Annotated in this window: 19 protein-coding genes; 16 read left to right on the top strand and 3 right to left on the bottom strand. The window is 46.4% G+C overall.

The window, feature by feature from the left end; genetic code table 11:
* The first annotated feature begins 461 nt into the window (after window positions 1-461).
* The gene (locus Q7V32_RS18270) at window positions 462-956 is read left to right on the top strand and encodes a lysozyme inhibitor LprI family protein (RefSeq protein WP_304898417.1); all 495 of its coding nucleotides are present in this window, start codon (window positions 462-464) and stop codon (window positions 954-956) included.
* Window positions 957-1,094: 138 nt separating this feature from the next.
* On the opposite strand, the gene Q7V32_RS18265 is transcribed toward Q7V32_RS18270, so the two are convergent.
* On the bottom strand, window positions 1,095-2,240 hold the full coding sequence (locus tag Q7V32_RS18265) for a carboxynorspermidine decarboxylase (protein WP_304898416.1): 1,146 nt from the start codon (window positions 2,238-2,240) through the stop codon (window positions 1,095-1,097).
* Window positions 2,237-2,863 carry a 5-formyltetrahydrofolate cyclo-ligase gene (locus Q7V32_RS18260; protein ID WP_304898415.1) on the bottom strand — a complete coding sequence of 209 codons (627 nt, stop codon included), beginning with the start codon at window positions 2,861-2,863 and terminating at the stop codon, window positions 2,237-2,239. Before Q7V32_RS18260 ends, Q7V32_RS18265 begins: the two co-directional genes overlap by 4 nt.
* Before the next feature lie 455 nt (window positions 2,864-3,318).
* On the opposite strand from Q7V32_RS18260, the gene Q7V32_RS18255 reads away from it, so the two are divergent.
* The 4 genes from Q7V32_RS18255 (at window position 3,319) to Q7V32_RS18240 (ending at window position 12,964) form a co-directional block, all read left to right on the top strand.
* Window positions 3,319-4,227: an NAD(P)-dependent methylenetetrahydromethanopterin dehydrogenase gene (locus Q7V32_RS18255; protein ID WP_304898414.1), complete on the top strand. Its 909-nt coding sequence runs from the start codon at window positions 3,319-3,321 to the stop codon at window positions 4,225-4,227.
* Window positions 4,228-4,272: 45 nt separating this feature from the next.
* Window positions 4,273-5,178: an NAD(P)-dependent methylenetetrahydromethanopterin dehydrogenase gene (locus Q7V32_RS18250; RefSeq protein ID WP_304898413.1), complete on the top strand. Its 906-nt coding sequence runs from the start codon at window positions 4,273-4,275 to the stop codon at window positions 5,176-5,178.
* A 477-nt stretch (window positions 5,179-5,655) separates the two neighbouring features.
* Window positions 5,656-11,130 (top strand): glutamate synthase-related protein, encoded by a 5,475-nt coding sequence (locus tag Q7V32_RS18245; protein ID WP_304898412.1) that lies wholly within the window; start codon window positions 5,656-5,658, stop codon window positions 11,128-11,130.
* 85 nt (window positions 11,131-11,215) lie between these two features.
* Entirely contained in the window at window positions 11,216-12,964 is a 1,749-nt protein-coding gene (locus Q7V32_RS18240; protein WP_304898411.1) for a sulfite reductase subunit alpha, read from the top strand.
* A 226-nt stretch (window positions 12,965-13,190) separates the two neighbouring features.
* Here the strand turns inward: Q7V32_RS18240 and Q7V32_RS18235 are convergent, their stop codons facing one another.
* Window positions 13,191-13,547 (bottom strand): hypothetical protein, encoded by a 357-nt coding sequence (locus Q7V32_RS18235; protein WP_304898410.1) that lies wholly within the window; start codon window positions 13,545-13,547, stop codon window positions 13,191-13,193.
* 124 nt (window positions 13,548-13,671) lie between these two features.
* Here Q7V32_RS18235 and Q7V32_RS18230 point away from each other — a divergent pair, with 124 nt between their 5' ends.
* From Q7V32_RS18230 to Q7V32_RS18180, 11 genes are all read left to right on the top strand, one after another.
* Window positions 13,672-13,863 carry a hypothetical protein gene (locus Q7V32_RS18230; RefSeq protein WP_304898409.1) on the top strand — a complete coding sequence of 64 codons (192 nt, stop codon included), beginning with the start codon at window positions 13,672-13,674 and terminating at the stop codon, window positions 13,861-13,863.
* A gap of 40 nt (window positions 13,864-13,903) precedes the next feature.
* Window positions 13,904-14,137, top strand: a complete 234-nt coding sequence (locus Q7V32_RS18225) for an IS30 family transposase (protein WP_304898408.1) — start codon at window positions 13,904-13,906, stop codon at window positions 14,135-14,137.
* Window positions 14,138-14,415: 278 nt separating this feature from the next.
* A complete protein-coding gene (locus Q7V32_RS18220; protein ID WP_304898407.1) occupies window positions 14,416-15,411 on the top strand; it encodes a hypothetical protein in 996 nt (331 codons plus the stop codon).
* Between the two features lie 3 nt (window positions 15,412-15,414).
* A complete protein-coding gene (locus Q7V32_RS18215) occupies window positions 15,415-15,618 on the top strand; it encodes a hypothetical protein (RefSeq protein WP_304898406.1) in 204 nt (67 codons plus the stop codon).
* A 9-nt stretch (window positions 15,619-15,627) separates the two neighbouring features.
* Window positions 15,628-16,443, top strand: coding sequence for a mechanosensitive ion channel family protein (locus Q7V32_RS18210; RefSeq protein ID WP_304898405.1), 816 nt, complete (start codon window positions 15,628-15,630; stop codon window positions 16,441-16,443).
* A gap of 393 nt (window positions 16,444-16,836) precedes the next feature.
* Window positions 16,837-18,012 carry a cation:proton antiporter gene (locus Q7V32_RS18205; protein ID WP_304898404.1) on the top strand — a complete coding sequence of 392 codons (1,176 nt, stop codon included), beginning with the start codon at window positions 16,837-16,839 and terminating at the stop codon, window positions 18,010-18,012.
* Between the two features lie 27 nt (window positions 18,013-18,039).
* Window positions 18,040-19,359, top strand: a complete 1,320-nt coding sequence (locus Q7V32_RS18200; RefSeq protein ID WP_304898403.1) for a chloride channel protein — start codon at window positions 18,040-18,042, stop codon at window positions 19,357-19,359.
* Between the two features lie 177 nt (window positions 19,360-19,536).
* On the top strand, window positions 19,537-19,824 hold the full coding sequence (locus tag Q7V32_RS18195) for a hypothetical protein (RefSeq protein WP_304898402.1): 288 nt from the start codon (window positions 19,537-19,539) through the stop codon (window positions 19,822-19,824).
* Between the two features lie 264 nt (window positions 19,825-20,088).
* Window positions 20,089-20,583, top strand: a complete 495-nt coding sequence (gene tssJ, locus Q7V32_RS18190) for a type VI secretion system lipoprotein TssJ (RefSeq protein ID WP_304898401.1) — start codon at window positions 20,089-20,091, stop codon at window positions 20,581-20,583.
* A 301-nt stretch (window positions 20,584-20,884) separates the two neighbouring features.
* Window positions 20,885-23,296, top strand: a complete 2,412-nt coding sequence (locus Q7V32_RS18185; RefSeq protein ID WP_304898400.1) for a caspase family protein — start codon at window positions 20,885-20,887, stop codon at window positions 23,294-23,296.
* On the top strand, window positions 23,293-24,144 hold the full coding sequence (locus tag Q7V32_RS18180) for an alpha/beta fold hydrolase (protein WP_304898399.1): 852 nt from the start codon (window positions 23,293-23,295) through the stop codon (window positions 24,142-24,144). The genes Q7V32_RS18185 and Q7V32_RS18180 overlap by 4 nt, the downstream gene beginning before the upstream one ends.
* Window positions 24,145-24,291 lie beyond the last annotated feature (147 nt).

Here is a 24,291-nt window from a genome sequence, read left to right as displayed (position 1 = left end):
TCCAATTTTAGTGGGTGTAGGTGGTTGATTGAAAAGGCTTCTGCAACAGGGATGTTGCAGAGAGCTACAGGGACGTATTGATGCGTCCTTTGAAATCAAGCACCTACACCCTTAATTCAAAGCGGGCGAGTAGTTACATTCTGTTAATGATGGGAGACTGAAAACGCTCATGACCGACAACCAACTTGAAACACTTTCTGGGCTGCTGGTAGAAATCGCGCGTGCTGTACCCTGCGAAGAAGTCTAGGAAGACCTATCCTCGAGTATCTCGTAAATCCTTCAATAAATAGCAGCCGGATAAGTCTAAAAGGATCGCTGATGCTTAAGTCAACCGCATTGCCCTCGGGCCAGAAATTCTCAATTTGAATGGAAAAAAGGGCTGGGGGAAGCTATTTGAGAATGTCGGCAGCAGCGCAATTTTTTCATTTTATTGGTGTTGAAAGCTTATTAACCCATAAACTATGCAACCCTGGATCACAACCCCGGTTGCACCCATGAAAAAATATTTTGACATAAACACCAATCTGGCCGTCATCACAATCTTGCTGCTGCCAGCTTATTCAGCGATGTCCTCCGACGCGGTTCAATCCTGTAATGATGGAGCTCAAACACAACTGGATATTAATCACTGCGGAAGTTTGGACTTTCAATCAGCGGATAAAGAGTTGAATGCGGTCTACAAGGCCGTATTGGAGCAGCACAAAACCAATATAAAGTTTCTGGAAAAGCTTAAAGCCGCTCAAAGGGCTTGGCTAAAGTGGCGTGACGCCGAGATGGAGGCCGTCTATCCTGAAAAGGATGCCCCGTCTTATTACGGCAGCAGCTTTCCCGCTTGCAGGAATACCCAACTTTCAAATCTCACACAAGAGCGAACAAAACAACTGCAAAAGTGGCTGGATGGCGTCGAGGAAGGTGATGTCTGTTCTGGATCCTATCCTTCAAGTTTTAAAAAATAGTTTTGAACTTCGAAAAACATGAAATGCACAATGCTATTTAGCGAGACACCTTCTGCTTTAGTGCCTTATTTGCTCCACGGATCCACTGCAGTGCTTCCGTCGATGCAGTAATGGGCTATCGTCTAGCAGGCCGACTTGTTAAGGTGTCCAACCGGAATAATTCAGATAGTCCTCAAAATCGTAACTTTTAAGAAACTTGACCGTTGAATTTTCATAACTGTAGAGCGCCGGATAGTTGTGCCCGTTAAATCGGTTTGATTTAACAAACGTATAAGCACCTGCATCTTTAAAAATCAGCCTGTCACCTATTTCTAAAGGTTTACCAAATCGGTATTCTCCAAACAGATCGCCAGCCAGACACGTGGAACCGGCCAAAATGGCGTTAAATTGACCGGCCTCCCGGTGTTCAACCAATTGAGGTTGATACTGGTATTCAAACACTTCGGGATGATGGTTAACGGTGGTATCCAATACGCAAATCGTTTTGCCGTTACGCTCAAATCTATCGATGACCGTCGTCATCAGATAACCGCTTTGGCCGACTATCGCTTTACCCGGTTCAATATAGACGTCCAGGTCGAATGCCTTCTTCAGCGCTTTCACCCGATTGATAAAATCACCGGCATCTTCGATTTGATCATACAGATAGCCGCCACCCAAATTAAGCCATCGCAACTGCTTAAAAGCACTGCCCATAGTGGCCTGAATAGCCTCCAGAGAATGCATCAGCGGTTCGAACGTCATGGATGCAAATACGGTATGAAAATGCACGCCGGCGATTGGCGCTGTTTCGATAACCGACTCCAATTCGGATAAAATCACGCCTAATTTTGAAAATGGTCGGCATGGATCAAAACGTTCATCTTGTAAAAATGACAGTTGCGGGTTAACGCGCAAACCTATCTCGGCTTTTTTATCGGTCAATTGATTAAATAGCTGGTATTGATGTAAAGAATTACAACTGATGTGAGTACAAAGATGATTCAATTCGCTAATTTGATCAGGTCCAATTCCCGGCGTGGTTAAGTGTATTGAGCCTCTTCCACCCAGTACTTGATAAGCCAGTTTTGCCTCAAACAAGGAGCTGACAGAAAAACCGTCAACATAAGGTAAGCACCACTGCATTACCGGAACCAAGGACAGCGACTTTATCGAATACAACACTTTGCAGCCGGAAACCTGCCGGATCGCATCTGTTTTTTGTAGCGCACTGACGACTGCGTTTTTGTCGAAGACAAAAGCGGGTGAATGTGTTATTTGCTGTTTGACGTTCTGATAGTTCATTTGCCTGTTTTTCTGCCTGATCCTTGATAAGTTGAATGTTCGGTAACAACCCAATCCATATACACGTCATGCGGCTCCATTTTAACTTCATCCACTAGCTGTGACTGATAGCAAATCCCCATCAGCACTGTACTGCTTTTTAATTGACTTAAAAGCCGGTCATAGTAACCCGCTCCATTGCCCAAACGGCCGCCTTTATCATCAAAAGCCACCCCGGGTACGATGATCAAATCCAACTGATCAGGGTTAACCTGTTTAACTTGCTCATGCCATCGATGTTGTGGCGGCTCAAGAATACCCCAGGTACCGCTCACCAATTCACTCATGTCGTCCAAAAGCCATAAACCCAGTATTTTTTGACCCTCAGCGTCTTGAGTGCAATAAGGCAAGACGATGCGTTTATGCTCGGACAAAGCTTGTGTAATAAAATCAACAGTTCTGACTTCCGACTTGCATCCCACATACATCATGACCATCTCAGCAAGGGTATAAGCGGGATGAGCCATGACTTTTTGACCGATAACACGGCTTAACGCGTCTTTGTTTGGCTGGGCTGCTCTGGCCGCATAGGCTTGCCTGCGCTGAACGGCTTTGCCGTTTTCTGTTAAATCCGAAGTCTTCATAGCAAGCTCACACTGATTAAGCGAAGTTCATGTAAAAGTGACTGTCAAAGCACCAATTCCCAGGTTGATATTTTCAGCGTCACTTTGGGCTGGGAAAAGCCTTTCGAGGAACGTTGTAAACCCTTTAATAGGGACTTGACAGTAGCATCTGACCGCCAAGGAGGGTGCAAATGCAGATTTTGTCCGGAATAAAAATCTGCCCTGCTGCCGACATCCTCGAAAAGCTTGTCCCAACCCTTTTTTCCTTCAAATTGAGAATTGCTGCTGTCAAATCGTAAATACGGCAAAAGCGGATAATGTAGCTATTTCTGAAAAAATTTGAAACGAATATCACACCTTACTGCTCCTATAGAAAACAGATCACCGGTGAAATTCCCAATCTAAAGCCCTTGCCATTGTCCAAATGCATTTTTTTCTTTTATACTTCCGTAGTAATAATAATTTTGGGGAAATCCATGGAAAAGCCGTTTATCTTACACATGCTGACCACTGCAAAAAACTTGAGCCCTTTTGATGTCAATATGGCTATGGATGCAGGCTGGGTTTGCACAGTTCCTTATACCAATGTAGAGCCCAGTGAAGTTAGAGGGTTGGTTCAAGACGCCATTTTTTCGCGTAGCCCTAAAGGTTTACAAAAAACCGGTATATTTATTGGCGGCAGAGACACAAAACAAGCAATGGATATGCTTAAACTAGCCAAAAACTCTATGGTACCTCCTTTTGAAGTATCGGTTTTTGCTGACCCTAGCGGCGCCTTTACTACGGCAGCCGGCATGGTTGCCGCTGTAGAAAATGAATTAAAAACCAAATTTAACACCACACTGGAAGGGATAAATATTCTGGCGCTTGGAGGAACGGGGCCGGTAGGCCAGGCTGCTGCAGTAATAGCCGCAATCGCCGGCGCCAATGTCAGAATTGTAGGACGCCAGCTTGACAAGGCTCAGCGCATAGCCGATTTATGCAACGAAGAATTCGGTGAAGGAAAAATTGCAATTTTAGCCGGTGTTGATTCCGAAAAAAGCCAGTACATGCAGACAGCCGACGTTGTATTTGCAACGGGCGCAGCCGGTATAGAACTGCTGAGTGCTAAACTTCTTTGCGAAGCACCGCAACTTAAAGTAGTTGCCGATGTTAATGCGGTGCCACCTTCCGGCATAGCCGGCGTTGATGCTTTTCACAACGGCGCACCTATTCCTGGTTCAAAAAGCGGTGCCGTAGCCATTGGTGCTTTAGCGATAGGCAATGTCAAATATCAGGCCCAAAATAAATTGCTGAAACTGATGATTGACAGTGAAAAACCCATTTATTTGCACTTTACTCATGCGTTTGAAGTAGCTAGAGAATATTTCAAAGCAAACGGCTGAATGCATTAGCAATCCACAGCTCATCCACCTTTTAGAGGAAATTTCATGGAGAAACGAAGCATACTCCACATGCTTGACCCCATGCCAAACAACAGTCCATTTGACGTCAATATGGCCTTGGATGCCGGTTTTGAAGTACTCATGCCTTATAGCAACGTAAAACTGGATAGTGTGCATGGATTGACACAAGATGCCATATTTTCCCGCAGCCCCTCAGGAGTAAAACGGACGGGGCTATTTATCGGTGGACGAGACATGGGTTTGGCAATTGACATGCTCAATGCTGCCAAACTGGCCATGGTTCCACCCTTTGAAATATCGGTATTCGCTGACCCCAGCGGCGCATTTACCACCGCTGCGGCGTTGGTTGCCTGCGTAGAAAAAGAATTAAAGACTCATCACAATAAAACCTTGCAAGAGTGTAAAGCGATTGTCTTTGGCGGCACCGGCCCTGTTGGTGTCGCAACTGGCGTGATTGCCTCGCTGGCTGGCGCTGATACAACGCTAGTCGATCATTTATCCCTTGATACGGCTGAGGATATTGTCAAAGAATACAACCGCCGTTTCAAAGCAACATTAAAAGCTGCAAAAGCCAGCTCTGACGAACAAAAGGCTGAATTGATTGCCGAACATGACATTGTCTTCTGTACAGCAAAAGCCGGAATTCAGGTATTAAGCGCAAAGGTTCTTGAACATGCCCGCTCACTGAAAGTGGCGGGCGATGTGAACGCAGTCCCGCCGATGGGAATTGAAGGCATCAAATCAACGCATTTAGGCAAGCCGTTGATTCATGCAATAAATTCAACAGGTGCTGTCGGCGTAGGGGCTTTAGCGGTTGGAAACATAAAATATAAACTGCAGCATGTGCTACTCAAATCCATGCTGGAAACTGAGCACCCCCTTTATCTCGATTTTAGAGATGCCTTCGAAAAAGCCAGGGCGATCATCTGATTTTCGGGCTTGCCGCCATAGGCACATGATCACAACGAAAAAAAACCTGTCAAATCAAGTTAATGGCTTGATTTAACGGGTTTTTTACACTAAGTAATTAAGCGTTAAATTCTGCAAAACGTTCTATATCTCCTGAACCGTGTTACTGAATGAGCAATCCTCCCTGAATGACGCGTATTCCTCAAGCCTTTACGCTCTTTTTTATCCTGCAAACACTCCAGTTAACAAGGCGATTATAAAACGCTAAAGGCCGCCCAGCCTTTATATATCCACTGTTACGACTAAATCACTTTGTTCAAAATGACAGGGATATAACTGCATGGTATTATCTATCCAGTTTTAATCCATACACTTTATTTTAAATCATGCCGCTTGATCTGGTGTAATTCCCCGAATTACGGATATTTGATAGTGATATGCATTGATCTAAATCGAATCCAATACCGCAAAAATGGCTGATTAGCACAGGCTTGATAAATGAATATGATTTTCAGACAAGAAAATAATGTAAACATGCTTTATGACGCTGACTTATCCCAGGACAGCTGTGGAGTGGGCTTTATTACTCATAAGAAAAGCCTACAAACACATGACCTGCTGGTCAGGTCTCACCAAGCGTTGTGCACAATTCCCCATCGCGGCGGCATGAGCGCGGAAGGTATCGGGGATGGAGCCGGTGTCAATATTGACTTATCGCTTAAGTTTTTTCGCCGCATTACCGGCAATGCTAAATTAAAAATCGGCGATTTTGGGGTCGCAAATTTCTTTTTTCCCGAAGATCACGACAGATATGATTCAGTGGCTATCGAAATGGTTGAAAGTCACCTGAGACAATCATCGTTTCCGGTCATCACTTGGCGCAATATTCCAGTTGACGACCAAGTCATTAACGAAGCCTCCCGCCGAGCCCAGTTACCGATCAAGCAGGTGATTTTCGGACGTTCGCCTCAATTGAAAGACGTATCGCACGCCGAATTTGAAAAGCATATTCAACAAACCTTGCTGAATATTGAAGCTGATGGCTTCACAAGAACCGAGTTAAGTGGTTTTTATCCTTTATCGATGAGCTCACGTACCCAGGTTTACAAGGGCCGTTTGAACTCCTTTGAAGTTATTCCGTATTTTAAAGATTTGTATGATGTTGATCACGAAGTCAGCACCTTATTTTTTCATACCCGTTTTTCGACCAATACCGCACCCGCCACAATGATGGCTCAACCGTTCCGTTACATGGCGCATAACGGGGAATTGAATACCGACAAAAAAAACCGGCTCAGTGAAAATGCGATTGCTCGCCAACATAACAAACACATTGTTTTCCCCTGTGGACAGTCAGACTCGGGGCGTCTTGATCAAACCCTGACTCGGCGCATCAATGAAGACGAACTGGATATCGTAACCGCTGTTATTGCGATGATGCCCCCCGCCTGGGAAAATGATACGACTTTATCTCCGAAAGTCCGGGCAATGCTGGAATATTTCAGCTTGTATGAAGAGAAAAACGATGGCCCTGCCGCTTTAATTTTTAACGACGGCATTCGCGTGGGTGCACGACTGGATCGACTCGGTTTAAGACCGCTACGCTCCGTTGAAACGGGAGAGTATCTGGCCGTCATGTCAGAGGCAGGACAAATTGACTTCCCGCCCAAAGAAGTATTGAAACGCGGCCGGATAGAGGCAGGCGGCATGCTGTATTTTGATCACAGCACAGGCGAAGCCTATGACCACTATCAGGTCATGGAGCGGTTAGCCAACGAGAAAGACTATGAAACGCTCTTGCGCACCCGCTGCATTTATAAATCGGAACTTCCCCCGGTCACTCAAAACGAGTTAACCGCACCCAATACTTTTTTTAACATCGATCAGCAACATACGGCTTATTCTCTTAATCAGGAAAGCTTTAAGTTTCTGCTGGACCCTATGCTGGAAACCGGCCTGGAAAAAGTGTCCGCCATGGGTTACGGCATTGCACCCAATGCGCTTTCAGACAATGAAGGCGGCATGTCGCGTTATTTTAGCCAGCGTTTTGCTCAGGTCACCAACCCGCCACTGGACTCATTAAGAGAAAGTGACGGCATGACATTGAGAGTGGCACTCGGTGCCAAACCGACATTTTCAGAAGCAACCAGTAAACAACTGATGCTCGATTCGCCCATTCTGCAAAGAACTGACCTTGAGCAAATACGCAGACAATCCAGTATTAAGGTGGTGACGCTGGATATGCTGTTTACGCCTGTACTTGATGATTACCGAAAAAACGAAGAAGCGCTTGAAGACGCTATTGCAGCTGTATGCCACCAAGTAGAAGTGGCCGCCAAAGACAAGACGGGCATCATCATTCTGAGCGATACCGGCATCACGGACAAAAAAGCGGCGATACCGGCCTTATTGATGATTGCTGCAGCTAATCAGCACCTGGTCAAAGAAGGTTTGCGTTTTAATTCTTCATTGATTGCCGAAACAGGACAGGTTGTCAGCGCACATGATGTCGCAACAATTTTAGGATTTGGCGCGTCGGCACTCTGCCCTATCAGCGTCTACAATCGCGTGATTTCTCAGTATCCCGCTGAAAAACAGGAAAAAATCCTGGTCAACTTTAAAAAAGCGGCTGAAAAGTCTTTGATGAAAACCATGGGCAAATTCGGCCTGTGTACGGTTGAAAGCTATATCGGTGGCGAATTTTTCGAGTCCAACTACCTGGATACGAACGAACCTAAACTGCATGCCTATTTTCCTAACATCAATTCGCCGGTAGGCGGCGTTCAATACGCCGACATTGCTAAAAGTGCTGCAGACTGGCATAAAAAAGCGTTATCCGTTAAAGACGAAAAGGATATTCCATTTCTGGGTCTATTTAAGGAACGTCAGGACGGCGCAGGGCATACTTTTGGCAATACGGCCGTCAGAGAATATATCAATATGACTGACGAACCCATTTTATATATTCCGGAAGAAAAAGCACCTGAAGCCAAAGACACCGCCTATGTGGATTTTGGTTATGACAAGCGCACACCTGAGCAAATCGATTGTTTCGGAATAACCCCCGCTTATCGAAGTTTTGTCGAGAATCTTTACAAAGAAAGAGACAGCCGTCCTGCCGCGCTAAGAGACATCATGGAGTTACCTGCCGATGTCAGCCATTGTCAGACTTCTGAAGAATTCGAGCGGGTCTTGGGCAAACAAAGTTTGATTGGGAATAACAATTTTGTTATCCGTGGCCTAAAAGTCATCAATGGCAACACAGTGACATTGACAGACGGCGTTTATCAACAACGACTGGAAAGCCTGGCCAATTATTTTAAAAACAGATTCAGTAACGAAGATTTCAGCGTCTCTGTCACTGAAAAGGGCTGTGAATTCCAGATAAAAGATTCCGCCAGCCCGCTGAACTTTTATATCAGTTCAATCATTACAGCTCGTGATCCGATAGCACTCAAAGAGGTGCAACCGGCTCATGAAATAACGACTCGCCTTGCGTCAGGCGCGATGAGTCATGGCGCTTTAATTGCCGAAGCGCATGAAGCCGTTGCCCATGGCACCAATATTGTCGGAGCATTCAGTAACTCCGGCGAAGGTGGCGAGCATTCCAGCCGTTTTAATACCATCCGTTCCAGCAAGATCAAACAATTTGCCTCCGGCCGTTTCGGTGTGTGGGCGGGTTATCTGGCGGACCTGAACATTGAAGAAATTGAAATCAAAATTGCCCAGGGCGCAAAGCCCGGTGAAGGTGGCCAGCTTCCTGCGCCCAAAGTATCGGTAGAGATTGCTGCTCTCAGGGGCGGCACTCCGCAAGTTGAACTGGTCAGCCCTCCGCCCCATCATGACACCTACTCTATTGAAGACTTGGGCCAATTGATACACGATGCCAAAGCGGCCAGAGTCAGGGTTGTCGTCAAACTGGTTTCCTCAGAAGGCATAGGAACGATAGCCGTCGGTGTCGCCAAAGCCGGTGCGGATGTCATCAATGTCGCAGGCAACACCGGTGGAACCGGCGCTGCTGCAGTCACCAGCTTAAAGAACACAGGCCGGTCTGCAGAAATTGGTATTGCCGAAGTTCACCAGGCGCTTGCCGCCAATGGTTTACGCGACAAAGTCATACTTCGCTGCAGCGCGGCGCATCAAAGCGGTTTGGATGTCATCAAGTCAGCCATACTGGGCGGAGATTCATTTGAATTTGGAACCACTGCATTAATGATGCTTCGTTGCGTGATGGCCAAGAACTGTAATATCAAATGCCCGGCCGGACTCACGACAACTCATGAGGAGTTTAAAGGCGACCCACGCGTTCTGGCTCAGTATTTCATGAATCTTGCCCACGAAGTCAGGGAGTTTTTGGCCTCAGTAGGTTACCGCAGTTTAAAGGACATTAGAGGCAAAACCGACTTATTACACCTCATCAACCATAAAACGATGGTGGGTCAATTGGATCTGACCAAACTGTTGGCTTATGTTAACGAAGTGAAAATTGAGAAACCGATTTATCTGGAAGCCAATTTTCACATTGATGACCAAATAATTGACTTGGTCAAATCAGAGATCATTGCCGGTAATCAAGAAAAAATCTTGATTGAAGGATCAAATTTCAAGCTGAACAATTGCAATAAAACCGTGGGCGGACAAACCGCGATTGATATTGAACGCATACTGGCTTATGAATTAACTGAAGATCAGGTCAAATCGTCACGGAATATTTATACCAATCAACATGGCCGACGTTACTTCGCTCCGGATACCATCACTATCCGGACCACAGGATCGGCAGGTCAAAGCTACGCTGCCTTTATGAATGATGGCATGCGTCTGGAGCATACCGGCACCTGTAATGACGGTGTAGGAAAATCGGCGTGCGGTGGAACATTGATCGTGGAATCGCCTGGAGGCGGGATCAAAACCCCCGGTAAAAACGTATTGATCGGTAATTTCGCGCTGTTTGGAGCAACCGGCGGTCAAGCCTTTATAAACGGTGAAGCGGGCGATCGTTTTGCAGTTCGTAATTCAGGCGCAATGGCTGTTGTCGAGGGCGTGGGCGATTTTGCCTGCGAATATATGACCAACGGCGCGGTATTAAACTTGGGCCGCTTCGGCAAGGGCTTCTGCAACGGCATGTCCGGCGGTAATGCCTATCAGTATGACCCTGATAACCTGCTGTCCAGTCTGTACGACAAGTCATCTGTTGAAATTCACAGCCTGACTGAAAATACCGATATTGCCCGTGCTCATGAGCAATTCGTAGTTTACATGCTCGAACAGCATGAACAGTATGCGAACTCAAGCAAAGCGAGAAACATCCTCAGCAATTGGGAAACTGAACGCCATCATTTTAAATTCACGCTGCCGCTTTGGCTCTACAAGACGCAAACCGCCGAGCTTTTAAGCAGCACCATTGACCGGAAAGCGATGATCGAGGAGTTGGCTATTTCTTATGCGGGTCAACAAATCGATCAGATGAAATTGGCTTACAAGCATAACAAGCCTTTGTTTGCAGGAGCTATCCCTGATTTTGGCGCCGCTGACACACAATTGACTTTCAGATTGGTAAATAGCTTTGCAGTAATAGACAAAGCGTGCCAAATTGCGAAAGAACTGCTCAAACAGCAAGGCAATACCCTTCTGACATCAGCGTTAATTGAGAAATCCGCACGTAAATTAATAGAGCAACGTCCGCGTAAAATTCAGGACGCTCTTGTCAAACAAACAAGAGAAGCTTACAGCAATTACTCGGACAATCAATTATCCTGGTTATTAGCCAGCAAACGTCTTAACGATTACAAAACGGCTCTGGCCAACCGTGACGTCCAAAGTATTTATTCATTGGGTTCCACGGCCTGGATTATTGAACAAGACAAAATCAATCGCGACGCGCTGGCAGGAATCCCCCGTATTGAGGAGTATCTGGCAGCGCTTGTAGGCTCAGGCATTGTTCAGGAGTTGATGAGCGTTAACGCTGCTTGATACCAATCCCTATTTTCATGCGCTTCAAAACTGAATCCATTATTCGGTTGGGCAGCGCATGGTTTTTTATTTGACATATTTAAAGATGAAGACACCTCATATTCCACAAGATGCTCCTTATAGCGAAAGCCAACGCGCTTGGCTGAATGGTTTTTTTGCCGGCATGCACACTCAGATGATTCAGAGTGCAGGTTCCGTGAATCAAGCCAATGCACGCATTATCAATATTTTATACGGCTCACAAACCGGCAACGCCGAATCTGTAGCTAATGATGCCGCTAATGTCGCTAAAACGCATGGCTTGAAACCGATTGTTCAGAGCATGGACGAAATCGACTTAGCCGTACTTGCCAAAATGGAATATCTGTTGATCGTCACCAGCACTTATGGTGAAGGCGATATGCCTGATAATGCCCAAATGTTGTGGGACGCCATCTCAGCCGAGTCAGCGCCCAAATTTGAGAATACCCAATATTCGGTATTGGCATTAGGAGACACCAGTTACGACCAGTTTTGCCAAGCCGGTATCGAATGGGATAACAGACTGGCCGAACTGGGAGCAAATCGCATTTACGATCGGATAGATTGTGACGTGGATTTTGAAGAACCTGCTGAAAACTGGATTTCTGCAGTCATACCCCATATGGCCGAAGGTGCGTCATCCAGTACAACAGCCTTCATAGACATGCAGACGCCGGCTAAAGAAGCGCCCAAATACAGCAGAAAAAATCCGTTCCCGGCACACCTCACCGTTAACCGCTTGCTAACAGCGCCGGACTCATCCAAAGAGACCCGTCATTATGAAATTTCTATTGCCGGTTCAGAAATGACCTATGAAGCCGGCGATGCCTTTGGTGTCATTCCTACGAACTGCCCTGACCTGGTCGCTGAGATCATCAAAGCGATTGGCTATGAAGGCGAAGAGGAATTTCCCGTCAATGGCGAATTAATGACATTGAATCAAGCGTTGCTTTCCCATTACGAGATTAAATTACCCAGCAAGGAACTGGTAGAGGAAATCGGTAAACGCTCCGGAGACCAGGAACTCAACAGCTTGCTTGAAAGCGGTGATAAAGACGCGTTATCCCAGTACCTCTGGGGACGGGATATTCTTGACCTGTTGTTACAATTTCCAAGTATGGAATTTTCCGGGGCCGAATTTATTGCCTTGCTCAAACCCTTACAACACAGGGCTTATTCCATTTCGTCCAGTGGCAAACAATTTCCCGATTCAGTTCATTTAACGGTTGCTTCAGTTCGCTACGAAAGCTTCAACCGTCCGCATAAAGGCGTATGTTCCACCTATCTGGCGGATCTGGTGAACAGCGACACCCCCGTCCGCAGCTTTTTCATCCCGAATAAAGTCTTTCGCGTACCGGAAGATGATACTTTACCGATGATCATGGTGGGACCGGGAACGGGTATCGCTCCGTTTCGCGCATTTCTGCAGGAACGGGCCTTCCGCAAATCCACAGGTAAAAACTGGTTGTTTTTTGGCGACAGAAATGCCGCAACTGATTTTATCTACCGGGAAGAACTCGAAGCGATGAAACAAAGCGGCTTATTGACTCGCTTGGACCTTGCTTTCTCCAGAGATCAAGAAGAAAAGATTTATGTTCAGGATCGTATGTATGAATACGGCGGCGAACTCTTTGAATGGCTGGAAGAAGGCGGTTATTTCTTTGTCTGTGGAGACGCTTACAAGATGGCGAAAGACGTCGATAAGGCTTTGCACGAAATCATTGCCAAACACGGAAAACTAACCGATCAACAAGCTGTTGACTATGTTAATCAATTGAAAAAAGATAAACGTTACGTCAGGGACGTTTATTAATAGCTGTACCACTCTTAAACAAGTGAGGATGTAGGGTTCCGACTGTTGAACCCTACTACTCGGCCGCTTTGAATTAAGGGTGTAAGCGATTGATTTCAAAGGACGCGCGAATACGTCCCTGTAGCGCTCTGCAACATCCCTGTTGCAGAAGCCTTTTCAATCAAACACCTACACCCAATAAAAATCTGAGGGTAACCAGATACCCTTTAAGACTGATATTTTGACTTTACACTAAGTAAGGTAATCTTTCGTATTCGCCTTCATAGCCAATCGCTTTGATGATCTCAGCGACCAGATCAGGGCAGTTCATAGGAATGACACCAAAGGCCTCGCCGGCTTCATAGGTCATTTCTGAACCGGCAATAGAAATTTCATAATGACGGGTCTCTTTGGATGAGTCCGGCGTTGTCAGCAAGCGGTTAACGGTGAGGCGTGCCGGGAACGGATTTTTTCTGCTGTACTTGGGCGCTTCTTTAGCCGGCGTCTGCATGTCTATGAAGGCTGTTGTACTGGATGACGCACCTTCAGCCATATGGGGTATAACTGCAGAAATCCAGTTTTCAGCAGGTTCTTCAAAATCCACGTCACAATCTGTCCGAATAAGGAGCATCTTGTGGAATATGAGGTGTCTTCATCTTTGAATATGTCAAATAAAAAACCGAATCAGCATTGACGACCGGCCTGCCATTGTCTGTGAAAAAAACCGCTTGGGCGATAGGGAGATCGATACCGTCATCGGTAAAAACCATCAAGGGGTATTGGTGACCCTCCTTGAACGGGTATCCAAACTAACCTTGATCAAGAAGGTGCCCAGCAAGCATGCTGAGGTCGTGACAAAATCCGCCATCCAGCTGTTGACGCCTTATCTGGACAAGACCTTGACCCGTCACCGCCGATAACGGCAAAGAATTTGCCGGGCATGAACAAAACAAGGTCACCTTGAATGCCGATGTCTACTTTGCCCACCCTTACAGCTCATGGGAGCGCGGGTTAAACGAAAATACCAATGGTTTGATCAGACAGTACTTACCCAAGAGCCGCAGTTTTGAGAACATAACCGACAAAAATATTGACGAGGTGATGGAAAAGCTCAATCAGCGACCTCGAAAAACGCTCAACTATAAAACACCCCATTTGGTCTTTTTTGTTGATTCTCTACCAAAGGAAGCATGATTTCGAGGATTGCACTTCGGAGTTGAATCCGCCGCTCACGGTTCCTATAAAAACGATTTACGTGAACTTTTCTGCAACATATGGGCCCCTTCGACTAACGCTTTGCATGTGCTTCAAATTAGAATCAGGTATTTTATATTTAGGGATAACCCTTAATGCTGTCGAAGCTTAAAGTGAATTTTTGCTAGAACCGGCCAAACTTATTCTAAATTCGTTATACTTCGAACAGTTGCCCTACCCCATTCAAAAAGCGATAAGCGGAACAGGTCTTACCCATCATGAATAGTCAGCCAAACGAAAAAGCTGAAAAGCCCGAAGCGATTGCATTATGGGAATACGTACCGATTAGCGATTTTGAGTGTCCCATTGTGTTAAGTGCAGATGTTGCGCGTCAAAAGTGGCGATTGTTCAAGCGCCTTTTTACCAATACCGATCATTCATCGGAGCAAATAAAATCCGAAGAGGCATTACAGACTTTTTCGCGGGCACGCTTGGACGAGCTGGTTCCTGCGATTGATTGGCATGCGGCCGTCGATGCTCTTGATTGCGCACTGGAAGATTGGATACACAATCAACCGAATGATAGCCCGGTTAAATTCATCGTGGGCCATCCCTTTATGGGCAATGGCGAAATACTAGCCCGTTGGACCAGCCGGCATAATGCTCGACTGATCGCAAAACCCCAACAAGAACAGATAATCGACAACGACCCATCTTGGCTAAGTAATTGGCCCGATTCACAGAGCTGTTGGGTCTTGCCGAATCTGGATAAATGTTTTTTGCGCCATGCCGAAGGATTGGCACTGATACGACGTTTTTTAGGATTGGCGTTGAACGGCGATTTGGGATCCGGCCTTATCGGTTGCGATAGCTGGTCTTGGGCCTACCTGTGCCGCGTTTGTTTCATACCGAGCAGCGATGCATTGACGCTTCGAGCCTTTGACGGCGCACGACTCTCAATCCTATTGTCGCAATTGGCAAATTCCCCACACAACAACCGGCCGACATTCCTCAACGCCAAAACCGGAAAAGCCGTCTTGACCGACTCGCAAGAAGATAATAATGGAGCCAGCAAAGACTTGGAGCGGTTGGCTATGCGCTGCCGCGGCAATGCCGAAATCGCCAGACAATTTTGGCGCGAAAGCTTGAGAGATGAACCGGACAAAACATCACTTAAAAACTCGCCATCAAAACCTACGGTTTGGGTCGGTCATTTCACCGAGGGCGCTATTATACCTAGCGCAAATGATGAAAATATTGCACTGATCCTGTAGGCCTTGCTGATTCATAACGGTTTGCCGGTTTCCGCTTTAGCTGAAGTTCTGCCCTTTTCCGCTTATCACATCATGGACTTATTGTGGGGCTTGAGGTCCTTAGGTGTCGTCGGTCTGCATCATGAAGACTGGCTAATCACGCCAATGGGCTATCTTGCCAGCCGGCACTATTTAAGAGTGCAAAACTTTCTATTGGACGATTTTTAAAGGACGGCCATGGGTAACAACAAGATTTCAGATATTTTCATCGAGCCCGACTTAGGAACCTTCCTGGAGGTGCTTTTAATCATTTTCGGCGCTCTTCTGCTCATTCAAGCGATACAAAAATTGTTTCCCTGGATTGCCAACCGTCTCTATGGGGCCTCCCGGCTGTTCATACTAGCGATGATACCTCTGTTACGGTTGATTTTGATTATAACAGCGTTTGTTTTGATCATCCCTCGCATCATTGAGCCTTCTCTGCAGAATTTGATCCCGCTACTGGGAACGCTCGGCATTGCCTTAGGCTTTGCCTTCAAAGACTTTGCCAGTAGTCTAATTGCCGGCGTAGTCGCGGTCGGCGAAAGACCTTATCATAACGGCGACTGGATTGAAATCAACGGCATATACGGCGAAGTCAAGCATATCGGCATGCGCGCCGTACAACTCGTCACGCCGGACGATACCGCCGCTTATATTCCGCATATCAAACTGTGGACCGAACCGATTTTAAACGCCAACAATGGGACGCCGGCCCTGCAGTGCGTTGCGAATTTTTATTTGCACCCGGATCATGATGGCGCTCGGGTGAAACAATTACTGCACGATGTTGCGTTGACCAGCCCTTATTTGAATTTCGAGGAACCCATTGCCGTGGTCGTCCAGGATCAGCCCTGGGGCACGCATTACCGTATAAGGGCTTATCCAATCGAACCCTACCAGCAGTTTCGCTTTATCAGCGACCTGACTATTAGAGCCAAGGCCGGTTTAAAAAATCTCGGTATTATTTTTGCCGTAGTTCCGGCACTCCCGAAGAATAAAGACACCCGATAATTTGAAGGATTCGCATGGACTCTTATCTCTTGGGGCCGTTCGCTGCGCAACGGAAAAGGAATTAGCTGCCTTTTATTTTCAACAAGTTAGGCTCATCCGGACACTTAAAATCACAATTGGGAGGCATTATGACGCCAACGAAAAAACCTTATTGATTGATCAGCAACCTAAAAACTCAGTTCGGCTCCGCAGCCCCTTAGAAGGCACGATGCATATAAGTCAATTATCTGCCGATTGTTCAACATTGCCGTACACATTGAGGATGCGGTGCCGCGCCCGCTCAACCCCGCCAAAGCATATCCCATTATTTAGCTAACGATGGCATACGATTGATAATTGCTTTAAACTCGAACCACCCACAAATGCATTAACCCATAATGGAGTCGATTTTCTATGGAAACCTATCCTTCTGAACTTCTGCTGATTGCCTTTATTGCAATGTTGGCACCTCTCATTACCGAACTACCCAAGGGGTTCCGTTTACCTGTCGTCGTTCTTGAGGTTTTTTTGGGAATACTCATTGGCCCTCATGTTTTCAACCTTTCTGGTCCAACCGGATTCATCGGGTTACTGGGAGATCTAGGGTTGACGTTTCTGCTATTCATGGTTGGCCTTGAGATCGATTTCGAAAAAATTCACGGCAGACCTTTCTCATTGGCAATCGGCGGTTGGTTGGTTTCGTTATCGGTAGCCATGATTTGCATGCTTTTCTTTAATGGCATCGGACTCATTCAAACGCCCCCCTTATTAGCAGCGGTCGCCCTGTCAACGACAGCACTGGGTATATTGGCTCCCATCCTGCGAGACCGCGGCCTTCTGGATACTGACTTCGGGACGCATTTGATTGCTGCTGCTGCGGTCGGTGAATTCGGACCTCTAGTCGTCATATCAATGGTGCTGATCCCAACTCACAGCACCATTGTGCATACGTTGTTTATGGTGACCTTTATGATCATCGCTCTTATAGCCGCCTATGCTGCCTTGAACATGCGTTCAACCCGATTCATTTCAATATTGACCAAGACGATGCAAAGCAGCGGTCAGTTGCCGGTGAGAATTTGTATTTTGGTCCAGATTCTGTTCGTCGCTCTTGCGGCAAAATTTGGTTTGAATATCGTCATAGGCGCGTTTACAGCGGGAATAGTCGTTGGGCTTGCCATTAAAGGAGAAGGTGGCGACATGTTACGACACAAACTGGACGCCATTGGTTATGGCTTTTTGATACCTATATTTTTTATTGTTGCCGGGATGAGGTTCGAAATCAGTGCCTTATGGTCAGTTCCGTTAGCGCCTTTACAAGTCATGCTTTTATCAGGTTTGTTGGTTTTGATTAGGGGCTTGCCCGTGTTTTTTTACCGAAAGGTACTCGTTCCCGAAGACCAGCTTTCCTTCGCCTTTTATTCGGCCACCGGTTTGCCTTTGATCGTCATTATCAGTGAAATCGGTGTTTCTTCCGGACTCATGCCTGCTGACAGGGCGGCCATTCTGGTGAGTGCGGGTATGGTTTCGATCTTGTTATTCCCTATCCTGGCTATAAAATTGCGTGGAAAAGCAATTCTGCCGTGGTAAGACTCAAAGTCATATCCAGCAGGGCAATTGAGCGATGAAAATATAATTTTGGATAAGCACGTTTCTTACCTGTCTTTGATTGCCTGGAAACATCGATTGGTTTTCTGGATAGGCGCTATCGTAGTTGGGCTGGTTATTGTGGTGTTGACATGGCTCAGTGAATGGACTACCCAAACATATCACGCCCTTTCCCTCCATTATCCTTGGTTTCAATTTATCATTCCGCCTATTGGCATGGGATTGACAGCATGGCTTACGTTTCGTTTCTTTCCCGGTAGCGAACGTAGCGGCATTCCTCAGATTAAAGCGGCATTGGAACTATCAAATACACTGGCAGACAGAGCCCAGTTAGTTTCGATAAGAATTTCTTTTGGGAAAGTACTGTTAACTATGATGGGGTTACTTTCCGGTGCATCGGTTGGCTTGGGTGGCCCCGCTATTCATGTGGGTGCTTCTATAATGCTATCCTTGGGCAAGATCACTAAATTCCCATCTCATTACATGGAAAAAGGTTTAATTCTTGCTGGAAGCGCGGCCGGTTTCGCTGCGATGTTTAGTACGCCTCTGGCCGGTATTATTTTTGCCATTGAAGAAATGGGGAGAAACTTGGAAGAGCGCTTAAGCAGCCTGGTATTGACTGCGATTATCTTTTCCGGTGTCACGGCTTATGCATTGATAAACCGTTACATTTATTTCGGAGATGAGTCTCTCCTCATTATGCCTTGGGGAAGAAGCTGGCTAGCAGTGCCGCTGTGTGGGATCGTTGGTGGGTTTCTGGGTGGGCTTTTCAGCAAAGTTATTATTCTGGGTATTCGACTTCTAAATCAACTCGACATTTCGTTTATTTTAGTCGCTATAATCTGCGGCGGTGTGATCGCTGTTGTCAATTATTTATCCGGTAATGCGACAGTTGGAACTGGCTATCAACAAATCAAATTGATTTTAAAGGGTATTCAGCCAATGGAGCCTTCTTATCCGCTCCTAAAAATGATGGCAACGTGTGCCACTTTCTTTAGTGGTATACCCAGCGGAATTTTTGTTCCATCACTGGCAACAGGCGCTGGGATTGGCGTCAATTTGGCAAACTGGTTTCCCCTCGCGCCCTTATCAGCCATGATTTTGTTGACCATGACCGCTTATTTTTCGGGGATGCTGCAATCTCCACTCACATCATTTGTTATTGTCATGGAAATGACCAATAGCCATGAAATTCTCATACCATTAATGGCCGCCGCTTTTTTAGCCAATGGGACATCAAAACTTATTCATCCTGTACCTTTGTATGTTGCATTGTTTAACGCCTCTAAATACCATTTAAACAAGCCCGTTAAATCTAATGGAAACTAACTTTGATCTGGTTTCAGTGGAGCAAAAAAAGTTGATGTTTATTGCAGGTCGCGGTTGGGGAGAGCCAAGCCAACAGGCGGATTCAACTCTGAAGTGCAATAGCCAACACCAGGATATGAAGAAGGTTAGCTGCTATAGTTTCAAGCCTTTTGAATCCGACCAAAGACGAGAAAGTACTTGAGAAACTACAACCAGCAAAGCCAAGAGCTAAGATACCAAATCGAGATATTCAAGGCTGTCAGGCCGTTGAAAATGACGCATGAAGCCATTGGCCTGATCGTCGATGCCAAGATTGTTATCGACTGGAGTCTTGAGCAAATTTCAGGTTGGCTGAGAAGCGAGAAAGCGCTGTTGATCAGCCATGAGCGGATATATCAGCCTATTTGGACAGACAAACTAAATGGCGGCACCTTAGCACACGCAGTGACGAGGGGCGAAGATGTCGAGACACCTTTGCCAGCCTGAAAAAGACCTGCCTAAAGCATGGCATTTCGTTTTGGCATTATCTTCAGGATCGACTGCTGAGCGAAAACAAAATTCTCCCCTTATCCGAGGTGATTCGGACTGCGGCTGCCTGTGGCTAATGAGAAGTTACCCTTATTTGGCATATCAAAAGATGATGTTCAGGTTCGGACAGAATATGCATCCTTAAAATTTGACCCGATTCATACTTAAACGCTAGACTCGGACAAATACAATTTTTAGTCCTGAATCAATTTTTATTCGACAATGAAATACAAACCTCTTTTCTTGATACCCTCGCTTTTTTTAATAACTATTATTTTGGGTTGTGCGTCCACTGAAGAAGTTGCTGCGCCAAAAGCTGCAGAACCGCCACCCCCGGTAAAACTGAGCCTTCAGCTTGAAGCAGGCCCGGCTTTGAATCCGGATGGCGAGAGCCGGGCATCTCCTTTAGTCATACGTATTTATCAACTGGCTTCGATTGACAAATTCAATACCAGCGATTTTTTTGCGCTTTATGATAATGACCAATCGATACTGGGTAATGCGGTCCAATTTCGCCAGGAAATGGAACTTAAACCGTCAACTGAGAAATCGCTGACACTGGACGTAAAACCGGATACCCGTTACTTTGCTGTATTCGCTGCGTTTCGTGACCTCGATAATGCCCAATGGCGGGCTGTGTTACCCATTCCATTTGATCAACCTTCCGCGTTAAAAGTGTCGCTGGACGGGTACACGGTGAAACTTGAGAAACGCTGAAAAATTGGCAGTGATTGTCAATTTGAAGGAAAAAAGGGTTTAGGGGAAGCTTTTTGAGGATTTCAGCAGCAAGGCAGATTTTTATTCCGGACAAAATCTGCATTTCCACCCTCCTTGGCGGTCAGATGCTGCTGTCAAGCCCCCTTGGACGGGTTTTCGGCGTTCCTCGAAAGGCTTTGCCCAGCCCAAAATGACGCTGAAAATATCAAACTAGAAATTGCTGATAATTTTTCGGGAATGATAGTTATTCAGAACACTCGACTATAATCTTTAGCTCTTAACTTAAGTAAAAAGGCCAGCTATGTCAGGCACCATTTTTTTTAACCCAGCACTGGGTTTTAATTCCCCCAAAAAACAAAGCCTCATGCTGGTCATGTCGGGTTTGCTGTTATTCGCACCGGGTTGCCAGACCACCGACCCCAACAGCCCGGAAGGCATGCGAGCCATGGAGGGGTATAGTCCCGCTGAAACCGACAAGTTGTTCATAGTGGATTGTTTGTTACCGGGTCAGGTTAGAAAACTGGGCACACAAATGACTTATCTGACAGCCCGCAGAGCCATCAAAACCACGGCGGGTGAATGTGAAGTTCGAGGCGGTGAATACGTTGCCTACGACCGCGCCAATCTTGCCAGTGCCCTGAAAATATGGCTGCCGCTGGCGCAACAAGGTGATCCTGAAGCGCAAATCAATGTCGGGGAAATCTATGAAAAAGGCTTAGGCACTCAATCCGACCCCCGTCTGGCCGCTGAATGGTATAGAAAAGCCGCCGAAAAAGGTCACTCCAGAGCACAAATCAACTTAGGCTATCTTTATGAGAAAGGCTTGGGTGTTGAACAAAACATGACCACAGCGCTTAATTGGTACCGTAAAGCTTCGGGTTTGGACACGGGGGACTTGCAATTTGCTTCGGTAGCCACCTCGCAGGTCAGCTCCCAGCATGATGAGGAACTGGAAGCCCTGCGCCAGGACGCTGCCCGACGTCAATTCGAAGCAGACCAGCTGCGCAAACAACTTTCTGACACCCAGTCACAACTCAAAGATCAGCAAGATGAACTTGAATCGCTAAAGAATAATCTGGAATTAAAAAAGAAGTCTTTAAACGAGGAAAAAAACAAATCCTCGCGCAATGAATCCCGTTTAAAACAACTTGAACAAGAATTAAAGTCCACCCAGTCCGAATACAACGAAAAAAGCAGCCAACTGTCCAGTATTGAAAAAAACCTGAAAACCAAAGAAAAAACCATCCAGCACCAGGTAAAGTCGGCAAAAGTTCAACAACAAACGCTGATTGCTAAAGCCCCGCCCGCTCCCACCCCCAAAGTGAATCGGGCTACTGATAATCAGCTGGAAAAATCCCGCATGGAATTGGCAAAAAAAGAAAAGCTGCTGCAAACTCAGGAAAAAGAGTATCAAACCATTTTAAAAGACATAAAAAGCAGTCTCGAAAACACGTCACAATCAACTGCTGCGCCCAATCAGCGGGACCAATTAAGCGCTCAGAAAAAAGCGTTACAAACCCAGGGGCAGAGCATCGCGGCGCTAAAAAAACAAATCTCACTGGAACAGGAAAAAATAGCGCAACTCGAAAACAAACAGCCCGTATTGATGGCTTTGGCTGCGCCTAACATTGAAATCATCGACCCGCCTATGGTTCTTACGCGGGGAATACCCAGCTTACAACTCAGATCGATTGCCAAAACCAAAGAAATAACCGGCAAAGTTGAGGCCCCTGCAGGGCTTAAATCATTTTTAGTCAATGATAAACCCGGAACAATCGATGATTTAGGTTATTTCCGTCTTCAGGTGACCGCAGACCAAACGGCATCGGCAGTCAATCTTGTCGCAATTGATCAATCCGGAAAAAAAAGCAGCCTTAGCTTTAATGTTGTCAGTCAAACGGAAGGCGCATCGGATTCATCGTCTGAAGCGGGCGCGACCCCCAACCGGTCAGACAATGCCTATAAAGTTGATTTCGGAAACTATCACGCGCTTATCATCGGCAATAACGATTATGCCGAAATGCCCACACTCAAAACAGCAGTCAATGACGCCAAGTCGATTGATGCCATTCTTCGTCAACGATACGGCTACAAAACCACCTTACTGATCAATGCCAACCGGCATAAAATCATGAGTGCGTTGAACACGATCCGTAACTCATTGAAGGAAAATGACAACCTGTTGATTTATTATGCGGGACATGGCGAACGTGACAAAACCAGTCTGGCCGCTTATTGGCTACCTACCGATGCCGAAGTCGACAATACCGCCAACTGGATTTCAAGTGACGATATCACTCAATACCTCAACATCATTTCAGCCCGACATATTCTGGTCGTCGCTGATTCGTGTTATTCAGGCGCAATGACTGGCACTGCTATCGCCCGTTTACCGAAAGAAATGCCGGAGGCCAAGCGTGAAAAATGGCTCAAATTCATGACCACCCGGAAAGCGCGAACGGTACTGACATCGGGAGGCGTCGCACCGGTTCTGGACCAAGGCGCACAGCAACACTCAATTTTTGCACGGGCATTTATAGACGCCTTACAGGGTAATTCCGGAATTATCGAAGATTACGACATTTTTAGAACGGTCTCGAGACAGGTGCGCGTGTCGGCTGCAAAAGTCGGCTTTGACCAAAGCCCTCAATATGCGCCGCTTAAGCATGCGGGCCACGAAGGCAGCCCCTTCTTTTTTGTTCCTAAATCTTGATTAAACAACGATTAACTTTAGTAGGGCTACACAGGCTATTTTGTATCAGTTTGACGATAGCCTGTGCAGCGCAGCTAAACGGTTGCGCCACACCTTCACAGCGTTTTGCCGAATCGGCAAAAGATCTGGGCTTAACGGATGAACTGCTAAACAGTAAAATTTTCATTCATCGCATTTATCAGAATAAAACAGCTCAACAGACAAACGATTTCCCTGAACTGCATATTTATCTGGATGGGGATGGAACACCGTGGGAATCCAACCGGCGAATCGCTAGCGATCCCACCGCCAGAAATCCGCTGATCCTCCAGTTGATGGCTATGGACAATGCACCATCCATTTTGCTGGGAAGGCCTTGCTATTACGGGCTAAACCAATCGCAAAATTGCAGCCCCTACTTTTGGACATCGCATCGCTATGCGCAGCCCTTGGTCGATAGTTTGGTGGAAGTTTTACACAACTGGCTAAAGGGTAAACGAGTCCAACGCTTGGTTTTGATCGGATTTAGCGGTGGCGGTGCTTTGGCCGCACTGATGGCGTCGAAAATACCGACCGTCAAGACCCTGATCACCTTATCAGCGAACCTGGATACAGCCGCCTGGACGAAGCATCACGGTTATTCAGAATTGAGTCAATCATTAAATCCAGCTCAACAAGCCCGTTTGCCTGACACAATCAGCCAGATTCACTTTGCTGCTGAAAAAGACACGAACGTACCACCCGCTATTGTCCGGTCTTATGCCGACCGGCAGCCATCCGCCCGTTTTAGATCGATTAAAAATTATGACCATACTTGCTGCTGGACGGATCAATGGCCCGAATTACTCTTCGAGGCGCTGAATCAATGATGCTTAGTATCTGCTCACCCCTTCCTATTTTATTGGGTGTAGGTGCTTGATTTCAAAGGACGCATGAATACATCCTTGTAGCTCTCTGCAACATCCCTGTTGCAGAAGCCTTTTCAATCAATCACCTACACCTTCTATTTCAAGCGG

Source organism: Methylicorpusculum sp., from assembly GCF_030651835.1.
Lineage (GTDB): Bacteria > Pseudomonadota > Gammaproteobacteria > Methylococcales > Methylomonadaceae > Methylicorpusculum.
The sequence above is the reverse complement of the archived record's forward strand: the minus strand, read 5'-3'. Positions and strand labels throughout refer to the sequence as shown.

Excerpts from the sequence above, each read along its gene's own strand:
- Q7V32_RS18270 (WP_304898417.1), top strand. The coding sequence starts at position 462 with ATGCAACCCTGGATCACAACCCCGGTTGCACCCATGAAAAAATATTTT.
- Q7V32_RS18265 (WP_304898416.1), bottom strand. The coding sequence starts at position 2,240 with ATGAACTATCAGAACGTCAAACAGCAAATAACACATTCACCCGCTTTT.
- Q7V32_RS18260 (WP_304898415.1), bottom strand. The coding sequence starts at position 2,863 with ATGAAGACTTCGGATTTAACAGAAAACGGCAAAGCCGTTCAGCGCAGG.
- Q7V32_RS18255 (WP_304898414.1), top strand. The coding sequence starts at position 3,319 with ATGGAAAAGCCGTTTATCTTACACATGCTGACCACTGCAAAAAACTTG.
- Q7V32_RS18250 (WP_304898413.1), top strand. The coding sequence starts at position 4,273 with ATGGAGAAACGAAGCATACTCCACATGCTTGACCCCATGCCAAACAAC.
- Q7V32_RS18245 (WP_304898412.1), top strand. The coding sequence starts at position 5,656 with ATGAATATGATTTTCAGACAAGAAAATAATGTAAACATGCTTTATGAC.
- Q7V32_RS18240 (WP_304898411.1), top strand. The coding sequence starts at position 11,216 with ATGAAGACACCTCATATTCCACAAGATGCTCCTTATAGCGAAAGCCAA.
- Q7V32_RS18220 (WP_304898407.1), top strand. The coding sequence starts at position 14,416 with ATGAATAGTCAGCCAAACGAAAAAGCTGAAAAGCCCGAAGCGATTGCA.
- Q7V32_RS18210 (WP_304898405.1), top strand. The coding sequence starts at position 15,628 with ATGGGTAACAACAAGATTTCAGATATTTTCATCGAGCCCGACTTAGGA.
- Q7V32_RS18205 (WP_304898404.1), top strand. The coding sequence starts at position 16,837 with ATGGAAACCTATCCTTCTGAACTTCTGCTGATTGCCTTTATTGCAATG.
- tssJ (WP_304898401.1), top strand. The coding sequence starts at position 20,089 with ATGAAATACAAACCTCTTTTCTTGATACCCTCGCTTTTTTTAATAACT.
- Q7V32_RS18185 (WP_304898400.1), top strand. The coding sequence starts at position 20,885 with ATGTCAGGCACCATTTTTTTTAACCCAGCACTGGGTTTTAATTCCCCC.